Source organism: Streptomyces sp. NPDC047917, from assembly GCF_043204345.1.
GTDB lineage: Bacteria > Actinomycetota > Actinomycetes > Streptomycetales > Streptomycetaceae > Streptomyces > Streptomyces sanglieri.
In genome coordinates, this window is record NZ_JBIDCA010000026.1 from 1 (window position 1) to 21,476 (window position 21,476).

The window sequence follows — 21,476 nt, forward strand, 5'->3', positions numbered from 1 at the left end:
GCTGTGGAAGCGCACCCAGACATCCCGGTGCGGGTCGCGAAGCTTGTACCCAACCGGCGGGCAGTCGGGCCAACGCCGCTGCCACAGGTCCGTCAAGACCGTCCGTACGCCTCCAGACACCTGCCTCACTCGTCCTCTCGGGCATGAGCTCCTGTCGACGACCAGGATGCCCGGCACTCACCCACCAAGAGAAACGACTTCTTAGGCCGGCCTCCACTCGCCCGACTCGATGGTGGGGCGGAGAGGAGGCGCCGCGGGGGAAGAGGGCCGGGGAGGGATTCCTGCTTGTCCTCCCCCGCGGCAGGTCAGTCACGGACGGCGCGGCTGTCCCCTCCGGCGCTTCGGCAGCACCCACAGGGCCAAGTACCCGGTCGGTGCTGCCTGGCGGGGTCAGGTGGCGCAGGTGTCGAGCATCTCGGCCAGGACAGCAGCCTCGGCGGGGTTGGCGGTGAGGTGGTAGGTGGCCTTCACGCTGATCCAGGCGCGGCTGTAGGTGCAGTGGTACGACTGCAGCGGCGGCTTCCAGTTGCCAGGGCCCTTGTTGCCCTTGGTCTGGGAGTTGCTCGTGGTCGACGCGGTCGAGCACGAACGGGCCGAGGGCGGGCTTCACAGCACCGCCACTGCGGACTTCCCGGCACCTGGCCAGCTGGGGCGGAAAGCGGTGATCGCGGGATGGGGGCAGGGGAGACGGGTGTCAGTCCTTGAGCTTGTACTTGCAGGGCTCGGCGGACTTGCCGCCCTGGTTGTCAGCGACGCTCTTGCCGTCGACCTTGATCGTGCACGGGGCGGGCTTGAGCATCCCGTCCTTGCCCTTGACCGAGCCGGGCACCACCGAGACCGTGACGCCGACCTTCAGCTCGGCGTCCTCCAGCTGCACGGACTCCGTCTTCGTCCAGGGCAGCGTCACCTGCTCGAAGTGGTTGGTGCTCCCGATCCACATCACCTGCGACGCGCCCGTGCCGCCGACCTCGAAGACGACCTGATGCGGAACGCCCTTCTTCGGGGCCGCGCCCTTCGCACCGCCGCTCACCTGGGCGCTCGCCGCGGCGTCGCCCGCCTTGGCCGAGCCGGCGTCCTTCTTCTCGCTGCCGCACCCGGCAAGCAGCGCGGCCGCCGCGAGCAGGCTAATAGTGAGGGTGGCTGTCTTGCGCATGTGCGTACTTCCCCGTTGTTCAACTGATCGGTACTGGTTCAGTAGAAGACCGTAAATCATGGCACCGCCCGGAAGGACACCGCCCGACGGGCCCCGGTCAATCCCCGCACCGCAATGTTCCGGTCAGCGCCCGGACCTTCGCTCGAAAATCCGTCGGGCTTCCGTCACCCCTCTGGTCCGGCCCCGTCCGCCACTCCACAAGCGGGCCACGCTGCTCCCCGGGAGTCACGACCGGCCGCTACCCGAGCGGTAACACCGGCCGCGCCCGCGTCGGGCTGACCACCCCCATGCCGATCCCCGCCGACCTGGCGGCACAACTGCGGGCGGCCGGTATCGCCCTGGCACCATAGAGATCTTCAAAAGAACTGTCGTTTCCCGGGCACGCGGGCCCGTCCGCCCCAGTGCAGTGCGCCTGCCCTGCGCGGCCACACGGTGGACGTGACCGCGGGCGACATGGGGCAGGGCATGATGGGCGGCGGACCCGGCGGATACGGCATGCGCATGATGCGCCTGGCAGCCCACCCGGCCGTGGTCCCCAGCGGTGTGACCTCGCTACGAGTACTCAACACCGGTGCTCTGACGCACGAGGTGATTGTGCTGCCACTGCCGCCGGGCCAAGGCATTGGGGAGCGTCCCACCGGTCCGCACGGGAAGATCGACGAAGCGGGCAGCCTGGGCGAGGCGTCCCGCAGCTGCGGGGCGGGTACCGGCGACGGCATCGCACCCGGCGCGACGGCATGGACCACGCTGACCCTGCCTCCCGGCCGCTACGAGCTGGTGTGCAACCTCCCCGGCCACTACATGGCCGGGATGTACACCGAACTCGACGTCACCGGCAAGTAACAGGTTCCTGCTGCACGGCGCGCCGTTCTGTCAGGGCCAGGATTGTCCACCCTGTGGATCAGCTACCCAAAGGCGCGGCAGGCGGAGGAGGCCTACTGGCTGCGTGGGATCAAGGCGGCCGGGCGGTGGCTGGCCGCGGCCCGGGCGGAGGGTCGCCTGGACCGGGCGCCGGCCGGGCGGTTCACGGTGACGGCTGAGGTCCGGCAGCTGCTGGCCTTGTGGGGCGGAAACGCCTCCCGGGTTAATGCTGAACTCGTCGAACGTGCCCGCGAGGATCCTGGGCGGCCCAAAGTTCCCTCGCCGGCGACACTGCACCGGGCCATCCGCCGGGACCTGACCGCCGGCGAGCGGGCCGGGCTCCTGGCAGAATCGGTCCGGACCGGATATCGCAAGTCACCGGCAGCAGACCGAACTTGCGGGCCGGCAGCCGGCAGGATACGCCCGTCGAACCAGACGGCAGGACAGGTAGGAAGCCTCCATGGATCGAGTTCCCGCAGACCGAGTCAACTACGAAGACGACGGTCTCCACTACCTGGACGACGTGCCCTTCACCGGGGTCGCGTTCACGGAGAAGGATGGCGCCCTCAAGTCCGAGGTGACCTACCGGGAGGGCCTGCGGTGGGGGCCGACGAAGGAGTGGTATCCGTCGGGGCAGCCCATGGTGGACTCGGCGTTCGCGCGGGGGTCGCTGCACGGACAGGCCCGGGAGTGGCACAGGAACGGGCAGCTCGCGGAGGACGGCGAGTACGAGTACGGCATTGCGTTGTGGGCGAAGCAGTGGAATGACAACGGTGCCCTTGAGGACGACTACACACTTGCGGAATCCGACTCGGACCATCAGACGCTGCTGCACTTCCGGGCGCTCTACAACGAAGCGTCGTGACCGTGGCGGGGCTGCCCCCGATGCACAATGTTCATTCGAGGCCGGTGTGCGCCTCAATGGTGTCGTTGGTCTCGGGCCAGAGTTCGCGAGAGCGGTCATGACCCATATCGGGGATCAACAAGGGCTTCGCTCCGGTCACGAGATCGGCCGCACGTTCCCCGCCACTGGGACCGACCAGCGTGTCGTCCAGGCCATGGATCACCAGGGTCGGGAATCAAACCTCCCGGAGTGCGTGTGCGCGTGAACCACTGAGGATCAGCGCTCCGGGTTGACGTCCGACTCCGGCCGGGTAGTACGTCGCGGCCGTAACTGCCGGCAGCCAGCTCACGAAGGGCCGCGGGGGCGCCATAGCGCTTGGAGACCCCATGGCAGGGGTCTGTCGCTGGAACGGGCGGAGACGGCGATCAGGGCGCGCTGGGACAGGCCGTAGTCGAGCGCGGCCGCGGTGGCCTGGTCGGTGTCTCGCGTGCGAGACATCTCGGTGCCGGTGGTGACCGCTTCGTGGATCGCGGCCAGGGCGCGGGCGACGTCCAGGAGCCGGTACGTCTGCGCGCGGCTGATACCGAACTCCGCGCCGCAGTACAGCCGGCGACCGGCTCACAGCACGGGTGCCCGTGCCTGGCGCACCCCAGCCCCTGGAAGGCCCCCGCCGTCGTCCTCCCTCACCCCGCCCGCACCTGCATGGCCGGGCTCTCCCAGGCCGGGCCCACCGAAATCCCGCTGATCGCGGGCCCGCGAACCCGCGCTGACAAGGGGAAATACCGGGTGTGCGGCTGCCGGGCACGGAAGTGGCTTCGGCAGTGGGAACGCAAGCGCCGGCGGCAGGAGCTCACCGGGGCTTGCCCGCCACGGCGCGCGGTGGTCGGGCTGCACGAACTGGGCGGCGGTGTCGTGCTGGGTGGTGGTGTCGTGGCCTGCAGATCTCCATCGTGCTGAACGGGCGCGGCGGCGGGAAGGGGCGGCGTGGGTCGGTGCAGGTGTGGGCACGGGGTTCTCGTTCCTCCCGGCCGGGGCTCGGGACGGGGCGACTGTTCGCCCCGTCCCGCGCGCATCTGTCGTGTACGGGACGGGCCCCACCCTGCTCGATCACCCCTTGTCCGCAGTCTGTTGACCTTGGTCTGTGGTGTCCGTCTCGCCCCTTGACCACCCCTTGACCGCACAGCTCGTCCGTGGCCGATGCCACAACGCCCGCCAGGCGAAGCAAGGGCGAAGGTGCCGAGCAACACCTTCACAGGCACTCACTCGTCGGCGCCGCCACCGAGGCAGCTCTTGTTCCCCTTGTTCGAGCGGGCGTTCCATCCAGGGCGGCGGCCGCTCACAACCGTCCCGGAAGCGTTCTGCGGTCGGATGCCAGACAACGCGGTGTTCGCTCCGCCCGCATAAGCGCCCTGTTCCCTATACGGGCGGTGTGTCCTGCGCGGTATCTGGCGGCGGACTGGGCTGTGTGGCGTTCGGTGGGACGGGTACGCCGGTGGTCGTGGTCGCGTAGGCGTCCGCTGCATCCTTCGATGTACGGCAGGTTCCGCTTCGCTCATGACGATTCGGGTCGGCGCCGCCATGACGATTGATCCATGACACACACGGACACGACCGTCCCGCGGACACCCGAGCCGGAGTCACCGCCCGCAGGCCGGCGACTCCGCCTCCTCGACGTCCTGCGCGGGGTCGCCATCCTGGGCACGCTCATGACGAACGTATGGATCTTCACCGGTCCGGGCGCGGAGTGGGGAGCCCTTCGGTCGAGCTCCGGCGAGCTCTCGTTCGGGTCGCTCGCGGACGCCGTCGAGGGCACGTTCAACATCCTCGCGAACGGCAAGTTCCTGTCGCTGCTCACGATCCTGTTCGGAGTGGGTTTGGCCATCCAGTTCCGCTCGGCGGAGCGGCGCGGGCAGCCGTGGCCCGGGCGCTACCGGTGGCGGGCGCTGTTCCTGTTCGGCGAGGGCGCGGTGCACTTCGTGCTGGTCTTCGCTTGGGACGTACTCATGGGCTACGCCGTCACCGCGCTGCTCGTTGCCTGGCTGCTGACCCGCTCGCAACGGGCCCAGCGACGGGTGATGTGGTGGGCGCTCGGGACACATCTGACGCTGCTCGGCCTGCTGACGGCGGCCCTGCTGGCCTTGCCGGACACCGAGGACGGCGGCACCGTCTCCCGGGAGGTCGTCGACCTCTACGCGCACGGCGGCTACCTGGACCAGGTCGCCTTCCGCCTGGAGAACGCGGTCGCGCTGCGCATGGAGCCGGTACTGACCTTCTTCCTGCTGGTCTTCCTCTTCCTGCTGGGCGTACGGCTGCTGCGGGCCGGGGCGTTCGGCGCGGACGCGGCGGGACGCCGGCTGCGCGCCCGCCTGCTGGCCTGGGGGCTGGGCCTCGGACTGCCGCTCAACGTGGCGGCGGCACTGGGCGGCCCCGACCTGTTCGCACTGGACCGGTACGGGACCGCCCCGGTGCTCGCCCTCGGCTACATCGGCCTGATCGGCGCGCTGGTGGACCGGGTACGGCGCCCGGGTCCGCTGATGACCGGGCTCACCTCCGTCGGCCGGACCGCCCTGTCCGGCTACGTCCTGCAGAACGTGCTGTGCGTGCTCGTGTCGTACGGCATTGGACTAGGCCTCGCGGAACGGCTTGATGACACCGGCCCGTGGTGGGTCGTCGGGCTGTGGGCCGCGGTCTGCGCGGTGCTGATGGTGGGCTCGACGCTGTGGCTGCGGCGATTCTCGGCAGGGCCCCTGGAGACGGTCCAGAAATGGGCCCTGCGCCACTGATGTCCGTCGGGTGTCAGGCGTCAGGTGTCAGGCACAGATTTCCGGAGCGCGACCACGTGATCTGCACGTCGCTCATCGACCACTGGGACTGCACGTCACCCGACAGTCCGAAGCGTTCGACCATGAGGGCCTGCCGACTGCGGGCGCGTCGAACCGGCCAGGAAACACCACCAGCCCACTGACAACAATGATGAAAACCCACCGAAAAACGGCACCGATCACCACTACAAGCCTCCCCTCTTCCGCCAACTACGGTGCGGCCGGGCGGAATTCGGTACGGAGCATGGGGTGATTGCCTTCATCGTGGCTGGTCAGACGTGGCTGATACGGGGCCAACCAGCCACTGACACGAGGGCGGGACAGCTGCGGTTCAGCTCAGGCGGTAGGTGAGGAGCGCGAGGCCGGCTGCCGCCGCGCGGTGTTGGTAGGCGCGCAGTCCGGGGGCGCCGGGGGTACGGGCTGGCGGGCGTTGCGGTGCCAGTGGCCGGTGAGCGCGGCGAGGAACGCGGTGGTGGTCTCGGGGCTGCTGGCGGTGGCGGCGTGGTCGCGGAGCAGCCGGGCGACGTCGGCGGGCGCGTGTCCGGCGAGGATGAGCTGCGGGGCGAGGGAGGCGGCGTCGATGCAGGCCGGACCTGTGGTGGCGTGTGCCCGGTCCACGAAGGTCACGCCAAGGTGGTGGTCGCGGACCATGTTGTCGCGCCCGCAGGTCGCCGTGGACGTGCGGTCGCCGTGGACGATGCGGTCGCCGTGGGCAAGGCCGGGCCAGGCCGCCTCGAGTTCGGCGAGCTGCTCCAGGCGGTCACGGGCGGCGGGGGCGAGGTCGGCTGGCGGATCGGCGAGCAGTTCGTCCCAGCCGTGCAGGGCCGCCGTGGTGGAGGGCGTACTGCTCACCGCTGCGGCGTAGGAGGCCGGGGCGGGGCTGGAGGTGAGCTTGTCCAGCAGAGCCCAGGTCTGTGCGGCGTCGGCGTCGGCGTCGCCGGAGGCCGGGGAGAAGTCGGGGTGCGGGCCGTCCGGGTGGGCGATGACGACGGCGGTCCAGTCGGCGGCGCGGTGGGTACCCAGCAGGTCCGGGGCCGGGGCGCCGGGTGGCAGCGAGCCGAGGACGGCAGCCTCATGGACGTTGGCGTCGGTCAGCGGGCCGGCGACCGGGAGGGGCTGCCCGCCCACGACGACCTGGCGCGGCCGGCCGACCGCGCCAGGTCCGATCGTTGGCCGTCCCGCGCGCGTGAGGCCGGCCGCGCGCGGGGTATCGGCGTTACACAAGCCACCAGGCGGCAGATTCGGCAGGCTGCTTGCCGTCGGTGAACTCTCCCACGGAGGACAGCAGCAGCACCGAGCCCTCGGGCGCGGGCACAGGGGCTGGCCCGCAGTTGACCGTGCACAGGAGGCGCCCCCTGCGGAAGGCCAGCGTGCCGGTCGGGCCCTCCGGTACCTCCGTCCAGACAAGACCGTCGTCGCGGAGGTCCGGCATGGCGGAGCGCAGGGCGAGTGCGGCCCGGTACAGATGCAGGGTGGAATCGCCCCGGTCTTCCTGCCGGTCGGCTCCGTACGGTGCGAACCACTGCGGCTGGGGCAGCCATGCGGCAGCCGCAGTACTGAACCCCAGGGTCGGCCCGCCGGCCTGCCAGGGCATCGGGACCCGGCAGCCGTCCCGGCCCCGGCGGGCACCGCCCGAGCGGTGGTACATCGGGTCCTGCAGGACCGACGCCGGCAGGTCGACCACCTCGGCAAGGCCCAGTTCCTCGCCCTGGTAGAGGTACGCCGAGCCGGGCAGTGCCAGCATCATCAGCGCGGCGGCGCGCGCCCGGCGTTCGCCCAGGGCCACGTCACCGGGACTGCCACCGGGCTCGCCTCCCGCGTACCGGGTCACGACGCGCGGCATGTCGTGGTTGTTGAGGACCCAGCTCACCGCGGAGCCGGAGGCCGTGATGGCTGCCATGCCGCGGCGGATGACGTCGTGGAACGCCATCGCGTCCCAATCGGTGCGCAGGAACTCGAAGAAGAAGGACTGGTGGAGTTCGTCCGGTCGCTGATACAGGGCTACTTGGGCGGGGTCCAGCACCCCGATCTCGCCGACCAGGACGCGGGCGCGGCCGTCGCGCTGTTCGTACGCGTCGGTGAGGGCGCGCCAGCGGCGCCACACCTCGTGGACCTCGGGGCGGTTCCAGGCGGCCGCATTGACCGGGTCGCCGGTGCTCTCGTCGAGTGCCGCGTGCGGATCGTCGGGCAGTCCGTGCTGTTTGTGCAGGCCGTGGGCGACGTCGATGCGGAAGCCGTCCACGCCGAGGTCGAGCCAGAAGCGCAGGACTGTGTCGAAGTAGTCGCCGACACACGGGTCCGCCCAGTTGAAGTCGGCTTGTTCGGGGGCGAAGGAGTGCAGGTACCACTGGCCGGGGGCGCCCTCCGCCGTGGTCGTGCGAGCCCATGAGGAGCCGCCGAATATGGAGCGCCAGTTGTTGGGGGGCTCTGCCCCGTCGGGGCCGCGGCCGTCGGCGAAGTGGAACAGGGCGCGTTCGGGGCTTCCGGGGCCGGCGGCAAGTGCTGCCCGGAACCATGGGTGGTCGGTCGAGCAGTGGTTGGGGACGATGTCGATGACGACGCGCAGGCCCAGTGCGTGCGCGCGGTCGACGACCCGGCGCAGCAGGTCCAGGTCACCGAAGCGGGGGTCCACGCCTTCGTAGTCGGCGACGTCGTAGCCGTGGTCGTGCTGGGGCGACGGGTAGAAAGGGCTGAGCCAGATCGCGTCCACCCCGAGACGTCGCAGGTAGGGAAGGCGTTCGAGGACGCCTCCGAGGTCACCGGTTCCAGTCCCGGTGGAGTCGCGGAAGCTGCGGATGTAGATCTGATAAACGACTGCCGTGCGCCACCAGGGCTCGTCGTGCGGGCCCGGGATCGGGAGTTCCGGGGTGGCGGGGGCAGATGCGGTGATGGTCATGCCGGGTTTCGCTGAGCTCTCTCGATGGGGCGGGACGGTCGGGGGATGCACGGGGCGGACGGTTCGGTGTCCGGTCCCCCGCGGTGCGCGCTCACTCCTTGAGCGCACCTGCGTTTCCGCCGCGTACGAAGTGGCGTTGGAAGACGAAGAAGACGAGCGCGACCGGGATCGTCGCGAGGAGTGCGGCGGTGAGTTTCAGCGGGTACTGGGTACCGACGCCGAGCCCGCCGGAGACGAACTGCGCGAGTCCGGTGGTCAGGGTGGCGTGGTCGGCAGACTGTGTGGTGACCACGAAGTGGGTGAACTCGTTCCACGAGCCCTGGAACGACAGGATCGTGAGCGTGATCAGCGCGGGCCTCGCCATGGGCAGGACCACCGACCAGTAGGTGCGCAGGATGCCGGCGCCGTCGACACGCGCGGCTTCCTCGACCTCGCGCGGCACGGACTCGAAGAACTGCTTCATGATGAAAACGCCGACGGCGTCCACCAGCAGCGGCACGATCATCGCGGTGTAGGTGTCGTAGATACCGAGGTACTGCACCACCAGGAACTTGGGGATCATCAGAACGACACCGGGCACGGCCATCACGGAGATGAGCAGCACGGTCAGCAGTCCTCGGCCCCGGAAGCGCAAGCGCGCGAGCGCGTAGCCGGCCAGCGAGTCGAAGAAGACCCGTCCGGCCGTCACGACCACCGCGATGAACACCGAGTTGCCCAGCCAGGTCGGGAACGCGACGCCCTCGCCGCCGCTGAACAATTTCCGGTAGGACGCCAGCGAGAACGGGTTCGGCACGAGGCTGAGCGGCGCGGCGGCGGCCTGGGGATCGGTCTTGAACGTCGTCACCACCTGGATGACGAACGGCATCAGATAGGCCAGCGCCACCACCGACATCACGAGCGTGCCGGCGAGGGCCACGGGGCGGCGCCGATCCCGCGGTCGGGTCCGTACGGGGGCCGACGGATGCCTTGTCAGGGTTGGAGGGGTCATCGGGAGGTCCTCCTCGTTCGACGCCGGCCACGGCCGTCGGAATCGCGCAGCACGAGACGCTGGATCCCTGTCATCACGAGGATGATCGCCAGTAGCACGAAGGAGATCGCGGCGCCGGTCCCGTACTGCGCGTCCTTGAAGCTCAGGCTGTACGAGAGGAAGGCGGGGGTCAGTGTGGTGTTCGCGGGTTGGCCCTGGCTCATCACGTACACCTGGTCGAACACTTGCCAGGTCCCGATCAGGCCGAGCGTGATCACCAGGAAGAGGATGGGGCGCAGTGCCGGAAGGATGACATGGCGCAGTGTCTGCCGGCGGTTCGCGCCGTCGAGGCGGGCGGACTCCAGTTGGGCTTCGGGGATGTCCTGCAGGGCGGCGAGGAACATCAGCATGAAGGTTCCGGACGTCGTCCAGACCACCAGCAGGATGATGGTGCACATCGCGATGGACGGTCCGGACAGCCAGTCCCACCAGGACAGGCCGAGCACTCCATGGTCGGCGAGTGCGGAGGGCGGGGTGGCCGGGTCGACGAGGCCGATCCCGGAGAGTGACACCCACACGAGGCCGCGCGGGTCGGTGAACCAGTTGGGCCCTTGGATGCCGACCCACTTCAGCAGGTTGTTGACGGCTCCGCTGCTCTGGAACAGGAAGAGGAACACCGTGGACACGGCGATGGAGCTGGTGACGGACGGGAAGTAGAACGCCGTGCGGAACGCGCCCTTGCCCTTGAGGCGTCGCTGGTTGACGGCGAGGGCCAGGCCCAGCGCGAGCGCGGTCTGCAGCGGGACGACCAGCAGGACGTAGTACAGGTTGTTGCGCATGGACGTCATGAAGAGCGTCCGGGTCAGGCCCTGGTCGGTGAACAGGCCCTTGTAGTTGTCGAGTCCGACGAAGTCGGCCGCTCCGGAGAACGGGTTCGACTGGCCGTCCCAGTTCAGCAGGCTCACCCACAGTGCCATGACGACGGGGAGCGCGAGAAACAGTCCGAGGACCGCGACCATGGGGCTGATGAAGATCCACCCCCAGATGCCCTGGCGGCCTTCACGGCGCGGACCGCGGGGCCGACGCGGGGTGCGGACCGCGGCCGCGGGAGCGTGCGGCCCCGGGTCGGCTCCCGAGGTGGTGGTGAGAGTGCTCATCGCCCGTTGCCGCCCAGGACGCTCTCGCCGTTCGTCTGCAGGTCGCTCAGCAGCTTCTTCGGGTCACTGTCGGCCAGTTGGGCCAGGGATGTGTTGAACTCGGCCATGACCTGCCGCATTCCGGAGGCCGTGACGGGCAGCTGGGCGTAGGCGGCCCCGTCGGCCCAGGCGGCTGCCTGGGGGTTCTGGCTCTTGTACTCGTCGAGCAGGGTCTTCTTCGAAGGCATCACACCGACCGTCTTGGCGAACTTCAACTGGCTGGCGTCGCCGGTGAGGTGCTCGACCAGGGCGACGGCTGCGGCGTGGTGCTTGCTCTTGGCGGCGATGCCCCAGCAGTTGGTGAAGGCCATGGTGCCCTTGCCCGCGGGCCCCTCGGGCAGTGGGAGAACCTTGTAGGCGGTGCCGGGGTAGTCCTTGGCCATCGCACCGGCGAGCCAGTTGCCCTCGACGGTCATCGCGGCCTCGCCCTTGCCGAACGCCTCGCCGCCCCATCCGGCGCCCAGGTCCTTGGGATACTTGAGAACCCCTTCGTTCAACAGCTTCTTCACGAAGGTCAGGGCCTTGACGTTGGCGTCGTCGGTGGCGGTCATCCTGGTCTGGTCCGCGTTCGTCAGCCAGGAGCCGGACTGCTTGAAGAACGCGCCGATCTCGTTGTAGTCGGGGTTGAAGCTGAGACCGGTGACGCCGCCCTTGGTGAGCTTCTTGGCGGTGGCCTCCAGTTCCTTCCATGTCTTGGGGTAGTCGGCCTCGGTGAGCCCTGCCTTCTTCCACAGGGCCGTGTTCACGGCGAGCCCGAGAGTCGACTGGTCCTTCGGCGCGCAGTACAGCTTGTCGTTGTAGGTGAAAGCCCGGGTGAGGGCGGGGCTGAAGTCCGCGCGGTCGTCGAGCTTCTCGCCGTAGGCGAAGAGCGCTCCGCGCTGGGCGTACGTGGAGAACTGGTCACCGGACGTGTAGAAGACGTCCGGCGGGTTACTGCCCGCGAATGCCTGGCCGAGTTGCTGGTCCATGTTCTGCGCGAGGTCCACCGTGACGGAGTTGCCGGTCTTCTTCGCCCATCCGGCGGCTGCCTGCTTCACCGCGGCGGTCTCGGCAGGGCCGGAGGTGGCTATCAGAACCCGGATCTCCTGCTTGCCCGAGTTCTCCTGCCCCGATTCCTTATCGAACCCCGATGAACAGGCGGTGGCCAGCAGAGAGACCGAAAGGATGCAGGCGGCGAAAGGAAGCTGGTTGCGGCTCATGAACGTTCCTTTGGTGTATGTGGGTACCGTTTTGCGAGAGTGAAGGGGCTACGAAGTCAGTCGCCCGCTGCAGCCGGTCTTGAGCTGTCCCTGACCACGAGCCCAGGCGTCAACAGCCGCTGCTCATACGGGCGGCGAGGGTCGGCGATCCGGTCGCGGAGCATCCGCACGCACTCCGTGGCGGCCTGTTCGAGCGGCTGCTCCACGGAGGTCAGCGGTGGGTCGAGGAGTTCCGCGAAGGGCGAGTCGTCGAAGCCGGTCACCGCGATGTCCTTGCCGGGCCGCTGCCCGCGCTCGCGCAGCGCTTCGTAGCAGCCCAGTGCCAGTGCGTCGCTCACGGCCACAATGGCTGTCACGCCCTCGTCCAGCAGCGTCCCGGCGGCCCGGCGGGCAGCGTCGGGCCGGTTCAGGGCGGCTGCGGACGAACCGCGCACGAGCGTCCCGTGCCGCTCCACGGCGCGCCGCCAACCCTCCTTGCGGTCGTCACCGGTGCCACTGCCGGCGGGCCAGCCGAGCAGGCCGATGTTCCGGTGCCCCGCCGCGATCAGGTGTTCGGTCGCGGCCTCGATGCCTGCCGCGCCGTCGACGTCCACCCAGTCGCCGTAGTCCTGTTCTCCCCAGGAGCGACCGAAGGCGACGAAGGGCACGAGCCTGTCGTGCAGCCATTCGTGACGCGGGTCGTCGTTGCCGGTGCGGTCCAGGACGAACGCGTCGACGGCCTGCTCCCGCAGCAGTTCGTCGTAGCGCTTGATCTCTGTCTCGCGGGAGTCGACCGAGAAGAGCATGAGCCGGTACCCGGCCGCGGCGGCCAGCGCGTGCAGGAACCGGTCGTTGACCGCGTTGGAGCGTCCGGCGATGCTGCGCTCGACGGCGAAGCCGATCGTCCGGGACTCGCGGCGGCGCAGAGAGCGGGCCGCGGTGTGGGGCCGGTACCCGAGTTCCTTGATGGCGGCCTGCACCCGGGCCAGCGTCTCCGGGCGCAGCAGTTCCGGTTTGTTGAGCGCGTTGGACACCGTCTGCTTGCCGACTTCGGCAAGGCGGGCCACATCGGCCATCGTCGGCGGCCGCGCCGTGGACCCGGCATCGTCGACGGGAACATTTCCATTCATTTCAATCCATACAGAACGTCGGGTACGGTGTGGACACAAGCCAAATTGGATCGATCCAAGACTGGCTTGGATCGATCCAAGCACGAATTTCCGCCACTGTACATGCCGAAACCGGCAACAACGAAGGCCAAAGGTGCCGCCTCGATGACGCAGCAGTCCTCCCAGCAGACGCAGTTCCCGGCGCAACCCCAGGACCTCCCCACCACCTCCCCCCAGGTCGGCGGCCAGCCGTTCGTCCACGATGCGGTGCTCGTGCTGTGGGCGCCTTCTTTCGTGGCGTCGCGCCCCGACGGCGACCTCACGGCACCGGTCGACGGCTTCTACCACGGCGACCGCCGCTTCCTGCGCTCCTTGCGCATCACCGTCGACGGCGCGGACCTCGCTCCCACGAACTCCGTGCCGCAGAGCGCCGACCGCGTCACGTTCGACGCGGTTCTGCGCGGCATAGCCCAGCAGACCCCCGACCCGACAGTCACCTTGCTGAGGGAACGCTCGGTCGCCCCTCAGCAGTTCACCGAGACCCTGTCCCTCACCAACCACGGCGCCCTGCACGCCAGGCTGACTGTGAACGTCACCGCCGAGAGCGATTTCGCCACCATGGACGCCGTCAAGAGCGGGAGCTCCACTCCCCTGCTCGAACCGCGAGGCGAACGGAACCGTCTGACCTGGTCCGCGCAGGCCTCACAGATGTCCCTCACCGCCCGCACCGATGACGCCTCCGATACCGGAGCCTCGATCCTCGGCACCCGTGGCACCTTCTCCTTCGAGGTCTCCCTCGCTCCGGGCGAGAGCTGGTCGTGCGTACTCGAAGGCCGCGCCGACAGCAGCGTCCCCACCCCCTTCGGCCCGGCGCCGCACCCGGACCGTCTCTGGAAGGACATCCGGCTCGAAAGCGCGGACGGCGACTTCACCCGGCTCGTCGGCCGGTCCGAACAGGACCTCGCCCGCCTGCTGCTGTCCGACCCCGAGGCACCCGGAGACCTGTTCGCAGGCGCGGGCGCGCCGTGGTATCTGACCTTGTTCGGCCGCGACTCCCTGTGGACGGCGCGCATGCTGCTGCCGCTGGGAACCGAACTCGCAGCAGGGACGCTGCGCACGCTCGCCCGCCGGCAGGGACGCGTCAGCGACCCCGCCACCGAGGAGCAGCCCGGCAAGATCCTGCACGAGGTGCGCGCCGAGACGCAGGAGCTGGACGACGGCACCCGCCTGCCGGCGCAGTACTACGGCACCATCGATGCCACCCCGCTGTGGATCTGCCTGTTGCACGACGCCTGGCGCTGGGGCATGCCGAGCACGGAGGTCGCCGCGCTGCTGCCGAACCTCGAAGCAGCCCTGGAGTGGCTGGTGGAGTACGGCGATCCGGACGGCGACGGCTTGCTGGAGTACATCGACTCCACCGGCACCGGCCTCGCCAACCAGGGCTGGAAGGACTCCGGCGACTCGGTGCGCTTCCGGGACGGCTCACTCGCGAACCCGCCCATTGCCCTGTGCGAGGTGCAGGCGTACGCGCACGAGGCGGCCGTCGCCGGTGCCGCGCTCCTCGACGCCTTCGACCGGCCCGGCTCGGACCGCTACCGGGCCTGGGCCACGCGCCTCCAGGTAGCCTTCCGCCGCAGCTTCTGGGTCTTCGACGAGCACGGCCGCTACCCCGCCATCGCGCTCGACGAGGACAGGCGACCGGTCGACGCCGTCACCTCCAACCTGGGCCACCTGCTCGGCACCGGTCTGCTGAACCCGGAGGAGGAGGCCGCCGTCGCGGACCGGCTTCTCACTCCCGGTCTGGCCGATGCCTTCGGACTGCGTACCTACGCCACGAGCAACGGTGGCTACAACCCGCTCGGCTACCACATCGGCAGTGTCTGGCCGCACGACACCGCCATCGCTGTCCAGGGACTCGCGCGCGCAGGATTCCCCGACCACGCGCGACGGCTCGCGGAGAACCTGATTGCAGCCGGCCCCGCCTTCGACTCCCGGCTGCCCGAACTCTTCGCGGGCACCGCGCGTTCCGCCTCCGCCCGTCCGGCGCCGTATCCGGCATCGTGCCGCCCCCAGGCATGGGCCGCCGCGTCGTCCGTCGCCCTGCTCCAGGCCCTCCTCGGCCTCCAGGCGGACGTCCCTGCCGGAGTCCTGACCGTCAGCCCGGCCATGAGCCGGCTGCTGCCGCTCACCGTCTCGGGCCTCAGTGTGGCCGGACACGAGTTGACCGTCTCGGTCGCGGCGGACGGCTCGGTGCGTACACAAACGTCCGCATCCGTCGAGGTGACGGGCGGCCGCACCGACTGAGTAAGCCGCCCCCCAAGCCGGGCACGAAGCACAGCGCACCTTTCCAAGTCCCCGCCGGCGCTGTGCTTCGTGTCTGCTCTGTCCCCCGTCGAGGAGTTCCTTTCCACCACCGCTACGAACGCCGCCCCCGCAGCTACCTGGCCTTCCTCGGAATCGCCGCCACCCTGTGCTGCTACGAACTCGCACGGGCAGCACATCACCGACCTCCCCGGCCGCCCGGTACCCGCGCAGTAGGCCTCAGCGGCCGGCATCGGCAGCAGGTTGGCCCTGGCCTGCGGTGGTCGGCCTATGTCGGCCCCGTGGTTGGGCCCGTGGTTGGGGCGGCCCAACCACTCGCATCGACCGGCAGCTCGAAGAAGCCCTTGTCCACGGCCCCGGCCCCTCCACCTCGCCGAGGCCTTTGGCTTGGATGAGAAGACCGCGATCCGCTACGCGAACTCCGCCCGACCTCTCCTGGAACGGCCCTGGAGACAGAACCCGCAACTTCGCCACGAACCCACAGGGCCCCCCTGACATCAATGTCCTGTGCGTAGAACCCCAGCAGCTGCCGGGAACTCAGTCCCGCGCCTCGCGGAACCGCTTCACCACTTCGCCCGCGCCTACCGCAAGGACCCCCACCACCGCCACGGTGTAAACGAACTGCGGGGTCTGCCAGCCACCGTTGGCGTCGGACAGGAAGGCCGGGTTGAAGAGCTCCTGCCGATGCAGGACCCACGCCAGCGGCAGCGTGAAGGCTGCCTGGGCGCCGGCGCTCCAGATCGCCAGTGAACGCGTCCATACCTGCACCGCCCGGATCGCGTCGAGCGTGACGAGGCTGACAAGCCCGGCCAGGATCGGCCAGATCCAGCCGGACCACAGGCCCGGGTTGAGCACGTCGAGGCGTGTGCCGGCGTCGGACTGGTATGGCTGCGCGGTGTGCTGCCATACGATCAGCGCGATCAGCAGCGCGTGCCAGGCCACCCCGGCGTAGGCCGCCGTGCCGCGTTCCTTCGGCACGCGGCGCTCAGGCAGGTCGTCGGGTGTCCAGGCTCCGCCGACCGTGTCGGCCCGCTTGCCGGACCGCTCGATCAGGGCGAACACCACGGTGAGCCAGGCAATCATCTGGGCACCGACGGAGAACACTGCCCCGACGGCCCCACCGATCACCTCTCCGACCCCTTGGCCGTCCAGGACATCAAGCACCGCGCTCGTGGTGGTGACCACCGGCAGCACGGTGGACAGCAGGACCGTGAGGAGCCGTACGTACGTCGGGTAGAGCCTCGGCCCGATCAGTGCGAGCGGCCGGTCCGCGTACCGGGCGGCGAGCCGGATCGGGTCGCCCATCTCGGTGAGCACCTCGCGCTCGACGGTCTCCGGGGCGGCCGGGCCGCGGGCCTCGATGGTGTCGGCGATCGTGGCGCGCAACTCGTCGGCCACGTCTCCGCGCTGGCCGGTGGGGATGCGCCGGACGACCTCCACCACGTAACGGTCGGTCAGCGTACCGGTGCCGGACGCATGCAACTTACTCAACGGTCCCCCTTGGTCAGTCGTGATATCGAGGCACCGAGGTCCTGCCACTCGCGCAGCAGTCCGGTGCGGACCCGGGCGCCCTCGGGGCTGACCCGGTAGAACTTGCGCGGTCTGGACTCGTCGGTGTTCCACTCACTGATGAGCAACCCCTGCTTCTCCAAGCGGCGCAGCAGCGGATAGAGGGTGTTGCCGTCGACGGCAATCCCGGCATCGCCGAGTGTTTCCAGAAGCGCGTAGCCGTACTGCGGCTCCTCCAGGAGCGCCAGGCAGGCCAGGACGACCGTGCCGCGGCGCAGCTCCTGGGCCTGGCTGAGGATCAGTTCATCGGTGCCCATGCACGACACGATACTGTGTGCCACACACTAATGTCACCCCAACGGTATTGGGGGCTACTGGAGATCGCCCCCGCGACTTCACCACGAACCCACGGGCCCGCCCCCCAACATCAGGGCGTCGGGCCCTCGGGTTCCCGCTGAAAACCCTTCAGTTTCCACGAATTCGCGGGGGTCTAGCCCCAGTACCGCTGCTTTAGGGGCTTTTCTGGCGTCTGCTGGCGGGTTTGGTGGGTGGAATGAGCGTGACCGTTCTGGCTGGTGGTTGTGGCGTGTTGTGGTGATGAGGGTGTTTGAGGTGCCAGTTGGATATCTTGCGTTTGATGACGCGGGAGTTGACGCGTGGTCTGCGGGTGGCAGCAGTCGTTCCAGCAGTTCACGGCTGGCGCGGGAGAGAGCTCGTTTCAGCCGTGAGGGGGAAAGTGCCGCCTGGTCGGTGACGTGGCGGCGGGCGGCGTTCAGGGTTCGGGTGAAGGAGATCCGGTCCGGATCGAGACCGGTTTGGTGAGCGGTGTCATGGATGACGTCTCTCAGAGGACGTTCTGAGCCGGTGTGCCTGCTTCGGGTGTTGGCTTGGGTTGGGCGGGGGGCTCGGGCGAGCACGCGGTCCGCCGGCAGCTTCCCGAAACGAAGGGGCAAGGGCCTGGCGATCAGAAGGGTTGACGCACGGACGTGGTGCAGATCGGGCGGTTGGCCGACCTCAATCCGGTTCACCAGCGTCGGGCTGCCGCTCTGGCCCCGTGGCGGTGGCGTACGCCGGTGCTCGTGTTCGAAATGGATTCGGATTGGGGCGTCGATCCGAATGTGCCGGTGTCGCTGTTCCGACTGGCAGCAGAACCTGCTGGTGAACAGTCAAATCACTCATACGGCCAGGCAGTCGCTGCGCTATTCACGGCCGGCCCCGCTCTTCGAGTCTGAGGTCGACCCGGACACGGTCCAGCTCGTCCAATTGGGGACCATCGGGGCTTGCCGGCCTTCGGCGAGCTGCTGGACACGCAGGTCCTGGACGCTGTTGAGCGAGCAGTCGAGTTGTCGTCCGGCCTGGGGGGCTATCTCGACAGCCTCGTCGAGGGCTCGTTCTGGCCTTCACGGAGGCGGAGAAGGCCATCTCGGCTCTGCTGTCCGACCCGGGGGTGCAGGCTGCGCGGGACCGGGTGGAGGGAGCGGAGACGGAGCTCGGGCTGGAGCGGTGCGCCCGCCTCCAGCCGTTCCAGGACCGCTGCGCCAGGCCGTGGCGGGTGGCGACGCGGCCCGGCTGACCGAGGCCTGTGCGGGTATGCACGGCCGCCGGGGCGGATCTGCGTCCTGCCCGACGGGCACGAGACCTCGATGGAGGAACCGCGCTGGGGCCGCAACAGCGAAGGCCGGCCGATCGCGTGGGTGGGCAGCGCACCCGACGACTGGTGAGCAGCAATGAGACCGGCGACAGGGCCCCGAGGCGCACGAGCGGCCCGAGGCCCTTCGCTGTCTGGGGCCAGCGGCACCGCCCCCCAGGCCCTACACGCACTGGGGTGCGATGCCCGGGGTTCTGAGCTGCGGCATCGCACTGCCGGCTGCGGCACCACCGCTGACGTCGCCTACCACGTGCTCAGGTCCGGGACCTGTACCGAGCGCCCCGAGCGTGACGTGGAGTGCGACGGTTCCCGGGCGCGGCCGGTTGTCATGGGGACCATGGCCGTGGCCGGCACCCGGGTGGACCTCGCGCTGCCGCTCACATCGTCAGGCTTGTCCATACCGTCTTCGTCTCAAGGTACGACTCCAGGTTCGCGTGGCCCATCTCCCGGCCGTAGCCCGAGGTCTTGAACCCGCCGAAGGGTGCTGCGGCATCGGTGGCGCCGTACATGTTGATGTAAACGGTGCCTGCCTTGAGGAGCTTCGCCAGGCGGTTCGCGCGGGCGATATCACGTGTCCAGATGCCGGCTGCGAGACCATAGGGCGAGTCGTTGCCGCGCGCGGCGATCTCTTCGAGGGAGTCGAAGGGCTGCGCCACGACGACGGGGCCGAAGATCTCCTCGCGTACCGCCGGCATTGTGTCGTCTACGTCGGTCAGCACGGTCGGGCGCAGGAAGTATCCGTCCGCGTCGACGCCGGCCGGGGCCGCTGCGCCGGCGGTGGCGGTCGCGCCACCGGAGAGCGCGCCGTCGATGTAGCCGCGGACGCGGTCGAGTTGGGTGCGGCTGATCAGCGGGCCGAGGTCGAGGCCGGGTCCCACGCGCATGCTGTCCGCCCGTTCGGACAGGGCGGCCACGACGTCGTGGAAGCGGGAGCGTTCGACATAGAGGCGGGAACCGGCGCTGCAGGACTGGCCGGAGTTCGAGAAGATCGCCGATGCCGCTCCGGCGACCGCCTCCTCGACGGGGGAGTCGGCGAAGACGATGTTCGGACTCTTACCGCCGAGTTCGAGCGTGACGCGCTTGACCTGTGCGGCCGCCTTCTGCGCCAGGTGGATCCCGACGCGGGTGGAGCCCGTGAAGGCGACCTTGTCCACGAGGGGGTGCTCGACGAGCGCCTCGCCCGCTTCCGGTCCGTAGCCGGGGAGGATGTTGAGAACGCCGTTGGGCAGTCCGGCTTCGAGGCCGAGCTGGCCCAGGCGCATCGCGACGAGCGGGGTGTTCTCGGCGGGCTTGAGGACGATCGCGCATCCGGCGGCCAGGGCGGGCGCGATCTTCCAGGCCGCCATGAGCAGGGGGAAGTTCCAGGGAATGATCTGCGCGACGACGCCGACGGGTTCCCGCTCGGTGCGCACCATGGTGTCGGGCACGGACACCGGAATGGTGTTGCCCTCGATCTTGCTGGGCCAGCCGGCGAAGTACGCGAAGTGCTTGATGGACAGTTCCACGTCGTTCTGGCGGGCGGAGCTGCGGACCTTGCCGCCGTCGAGTGCCTCGATGTCGGCGAGCTCGTCGGCGTGGGCCTCCAGCAGCGCGGCGAAGCGCTCGATGATCCTGCCGCGGTCGAGGGCGGACATCCGCCGCCACGGCGCGCCGGACTCCAGCGCCGCCGCTGCGGCCCGTACGGCACGGTCCACGTCGGTGACTCCGGCCGCGGCGGCGGTCGCGACCTGTTGGCCGGTGGCGGGGTCCAGGACGGGTATGGTGCCGCCCTTGTCGGCCGGGACCATTTCACCGTCGATGAGGAGCCGCGGTGGGGCTTGGAGCAGCGCCGAAAGGGCTGGGCTGAGGTCGGGTGTGGGGGCGGCGTCCTCGGTGACGCTCATGTCTGGCCCTCCTGGGAGCAGGTGCGTTGTTTTGCGGTGGGCGTACGGGTGCGGGTAGCTCAGCGCGCGGTGGCCGATTCGAGCACGGCGGGGTTGGCGATCGCGGCGGGCCGTTCACCGGCCGTCCACGCGCGCAGTCCGCGCTCGGCGATTTTGGAGTGTTCGGTGACGACGTCGTCGGAGGCGCCGCCGATGTGCGGGGTGACGGTGACGTTGTCGAGGCGGAGCAGCGGATGGTCGGCGGGGACCGGCTCGGTCCAGAACACGTCGAGTCCGGCTCCGGCGATCCGCCCTTCGGTGAGCGCGTTGACGAGGGCGTCCTCCTCGACCACGGCGGCGCGTCCCGCGTTCACCAGGTAGGCGTCCGGACGCATGAGCCGCAACTCGCGGTCACCGATCAGCCCGATGGTGGACTCAGCCAGCGGGACGTGGACGGTGACGATGTCGGCCGTGGACAGCGCCTCGTCGAGTTCGACCACGCGCGCCTGGTCGCCGAAGGCGTCGGACGGGAGGAAGGGGTCGTGGACGACGACGTCCATGCCGAAGGCCCGGGCCCGCTGCATCATGCGGCGTCCGATGGCGCCTCCGCCGAGGATGCCGAGGGTGCGTCCGGACAGCCCGATCCCGCGGAAGATCGAGTAGGGCTCGAACACGTCCTCGGACTTCCACGCACCGCTGCGCAGCCAGCGCTCGGCGCGGCCGGTGTGCCGCACGGTCATGAGGAGCAGGGTGAAGGCGAGGTCAGCGGTGACGTCGGCGTTGCGGGCAGGGGTGGTCAGGACGGCGATCCCGCGCGCGGTGCACGCTTGCACGTCCACGTTCACCGGGTTCGCCCGGCAGGACACGACTACCCGGAGCTCGGGTGACTTGTCCAGGGTGGCTTCGTCGACGACGTCGACCTCGCATACGAGTGCGGTCGCGCGGGCGAGCTGCTCGTCGATTCCCCGGGTCGCCAGCGATGTGCCGGCCAGGGAGGGCTCGACGAGTTCGACGTCGAAGACGTCCTGGAGCAGTTCGGCGCGGGCGGGGTCGAAGGGTGCGGTGACCAGCAGGAGCGGGCGGTCGCTGTGGGGGGTCTGGTTCGGCAT

The 21,476-nt window shown here is 69.5% G+C and carries 18 protein-coding genes; 5 read left to right on the forward strand and 13 right to left on the reverse strand.

What is annotated here, in order from left to right:
* Window positions 1–694: 694 nt before the first annotated feature.
* A complete protein-coding gene (locus ACGF8B_RS40585) occupies window positions 695–1,153 on the reverse strand; it encodes a hypothetical protein (RefSeq protein WP_392747763.1) in 459 nt (152 codons plus the stop codon).
* 26 nt (window positions 1,154–1,179) lie between these two features.
* Between ACGF8B_RS40585 and ACGF8B_RS40590 the strand changes: the two genes are divergently transcribed.
* The 3 genes from ACGF8B_RS40590 (at window position 1,180) to ACGF8B_RS40600 (ending at window position 2,879) form a co-directional block, all read left to right on the forward strand.
* Window positions 1,180–1,503, forward strand: a complete 324-nt coding sequence (locus ACGF8B_RS40590; protein ID WP_392747849.1) for a DUF3703 domain-containing protein — start codon at window positions 1,180–1,182, stop codon at window positions 1,501–1,503.
* A gap of 88 nt (window positions 1,504–1,591) precedes the next feature.
* Window positions 1,592–1,996 (forward strand): sulfocyanin-like copper-binding protein, encoded by a 405-nt coding sequence (locus ACGF8B_RS40595; RefSeq protein WP_392747764.1) that lies wholly within the window; start codon window positions 1,592–1,594, stop codon window positions 1,994–1,996.
* Window positions 1,997–2,474: 478 nt separating this feature from the next.
* Window positions 2,475–2,879: a toxin-antitoxin system YwqK family antitoxin gene (locus tag ACGF8B_RS40600; protein ID WP_392747766.1), complete on the forward strand. Its 405-nt coding sequence runs from the start codon at window positions 2,475–2,477 to the stop codon at window positions 2,877–2,879.
* A 31-nt stretch (window positions 2,880–2,910) separates the two neighbouring features.
* On the opposite strand, the gene ACGF8B_RS40605 is transcribed toward ACGF8B_RS40600, so the two are convergent.
* Together ACGF8B_RS40605 and ACGF8B_RS40610 are read right to left on the reverse strand one after the other, a co-directional pair.
* Window positions 2,911–3,081: a hypothetical protein gene (locus ACGF8B_RS40605; protein ID WP_392747768.1), complete on the reverse strand. Its 171-nt coding sequence runs from the start codon at window positions 3,079–3,081 to the stop codon at window positions 2,911–2,913.
* 122 nt (window positions 3,082–3,203) lie between these two features.
* Window positions 3,204–3,356 carry a hypothetical protein gene (locus ACGF8B_RS40610; protein ID WP_392747770.1) on the reverse strand — a complete coding sequence of 51 codons (153 nt, stop codon included), beginning with the start codon at window positions 3,354–3,356 and terminating at the stop codon, window positions 3,204–3,206.
* A 1,094-nt stretch (window positions 3,357–4,450) separates the two neighbouring features.
* On the opposite strand from ACGF8B_RS40610, the gene ACGF8B_RS40615 reads away from it, so the two are divergent.
* Entirely contained in the window at window positions 4,451–5,641 is a 1,191-nt protein-coding gene (locus ACGF8B_RS40615; RefSeq protein WP_392747771.1) for a DUF418 domain-containing protein, read from the forward strand.
* 375 nt (window positions 5,642–6,016) lie between these two features.
* Here ACGF8B_RS40615 and ACGF8B_RS40620 read toward each other — a convergent pair whose 3' ends face one another.
* The 6 genes from ACGF8B_RS40620 to ACGF8B_RS40645 form a co-directional block, all read right to left on the reverse strand.
* Window positions 6,017–6,808, reverse strand: a complete 792-nt coding sequence (locus ACGF8B_RS40620; RefSeq protein ID WP_392747773.1) for an aminoglycoside phosphotransferase — start codon at window positions 6,806–6,808, stop codon at window positions 6,017–6,019.
* A gap of 88 nt (window positions 6,809–6,896) precedes the next feature.
* Window positions 6,897–8,576 (reverse strand): alpha-amylase family glycosyl hydrolase, encoded by a 1,680-nt coding sequence (locus tag ACGF8B_RS40625; RefSeq protein WP_392747775.1) that lies wholly within the window; start codon window positions 8,574–8,576, stop codon window positions 6,897–6,899.
* Window positions 8,577–8,667: 91 nt separating this feature from the next.
* On the reverse strand, window positions 8,668–9,564 hold the full coding sequence (locus tag ACGF8B_RS40630; RefSeq protein WP_392747777.1) for a carbohydrate ABC transporter permease: 897 nt from the start codon (window positions 9,562–9,564) through the stop codon (window positions 8,668–8,670).
* Window positions 9,561–10,700, reverse strand: coding sequence for a carbohydrate ABC transporter permease (locus ACGF8B_RS40635; RefSeq protein WP_392747779.1), 1,140 nt, complete (start codon window positions 10,698–10,700; stop codon window positions 9,561–9,563). Before ACGF8B_RS40635 ends, ACGF8B_RS40630 begins: the two co-directional genes overlap by 4 nt.
* Window positions 10,697–11,938 (reverse strand): extracellular solute-binding protein, encoded by a 1,242-nt coding sequence (locus ACGF8B_RS40640; RefSeq protein ID WP_392747782.1) that lies wholly within the window; start codon window positions 11,936–11,938, stop codon window positions 10,697–10,699. The genes ACGF8B_RS40635 and ACGF8B_RS40640 overlap by 4 nt, the downstream gene beginning before the upstream one ends.
* A gap of 56 nt (window positions 11,939–11,994) precedes the next feature.
* Window positions 11,995–13,047, reverse strand: coding sequence for a LacI family DNA-binding transcriptional regulator (locus tag ACGF8B_RS40645; RefSeq protein WP_392747784.1), 1,053 nt, complete (start codon window positions 13,045–13,047; stop codon window positions 11,995–11,997).
* A 144-nt stretch (window positions 13,048–13,191) separates the two neighbouring features.
* Here ACGF8B_RS40645 and ACGF8B_RS40650 point away from each other — a divergent pair, with 144 nt between their 5' ends.
* The gene (locus tag ACGF8B_RS40650; protein WP_392747786.1) at window positions 13,192–15,330 is read left to right on the forward strand and encodes a glycogen debranching N-terminal domain-containing protein; all 2,139 of its coding nucleotides are present in this window, start codon (window positions 13,192–13,194) and stop codon (window positions 15,328–15,330) included.
* Window positions 15,331–15,885: 555 nt separating this feature from the next.
* Here ACGF8B_RS40650 and ACGF8B_RS40655 read toward each other — a convergent pair.
* The 4 genes from ACGF8B_RS40655 to ACGF8B_RS40670 all read right to left on the reverse strand — a co-directional run bounded on the left by ACGF8B_RS40655 (window position 15,886) and on the right by ACGF8B_RS40670 (window position 21,476).
* Window positions 15,886–16,839, reverse strand: a complete 954-nt coding sequence (locus tag ACGF8B_RS40655; protein WP_392747788.1) for an HAAS signaling domain-containing protein — start codon at window positions 16,837–16,839, stop codon at window positions 15,886–15,888.
* Complete coding sequence (locus tag ACGF8B_RS40660) at window positions 16,836–17,174, reverse strand: PadR family transcriptional regulator (RefSeq protein ID WP_392747790.1); 339 nt, start codon at window positions 17,172–17,174, stop codon at window positions 16,836–16,838. The genes ACGF8B_RS40655 and ACGF8B_RS40660 overlap by 4 nt, the downstream gene beginning before the upstream one ends.
* A 1,708-nt stretch (window positions 17,175–18,882) precedes the next feature.
* Entirely contained in the window at window positions 18,883–20,388 is a 1,506-nt protein-coding gene (locus ACGF8B_RS40665) for an aldehyde dehydrogenase family protein (protein WP_392747792.1), read from the reverse strand.
* A 59-nt stretch (window positions 20,389–20,447) separates the two neighbouring features.
* Window positions 20,448–21,476: an NAD(P)-dependent oxidoreductase gene (locus ACGF8B_RS40670; RefSeq protein WP_392747794.1), complete on the reverse strand. Its 1,029-nt coding sequence runs from the start codon at window positions 21,474–21,476 to the stop codon at window positions 20,448–20,450.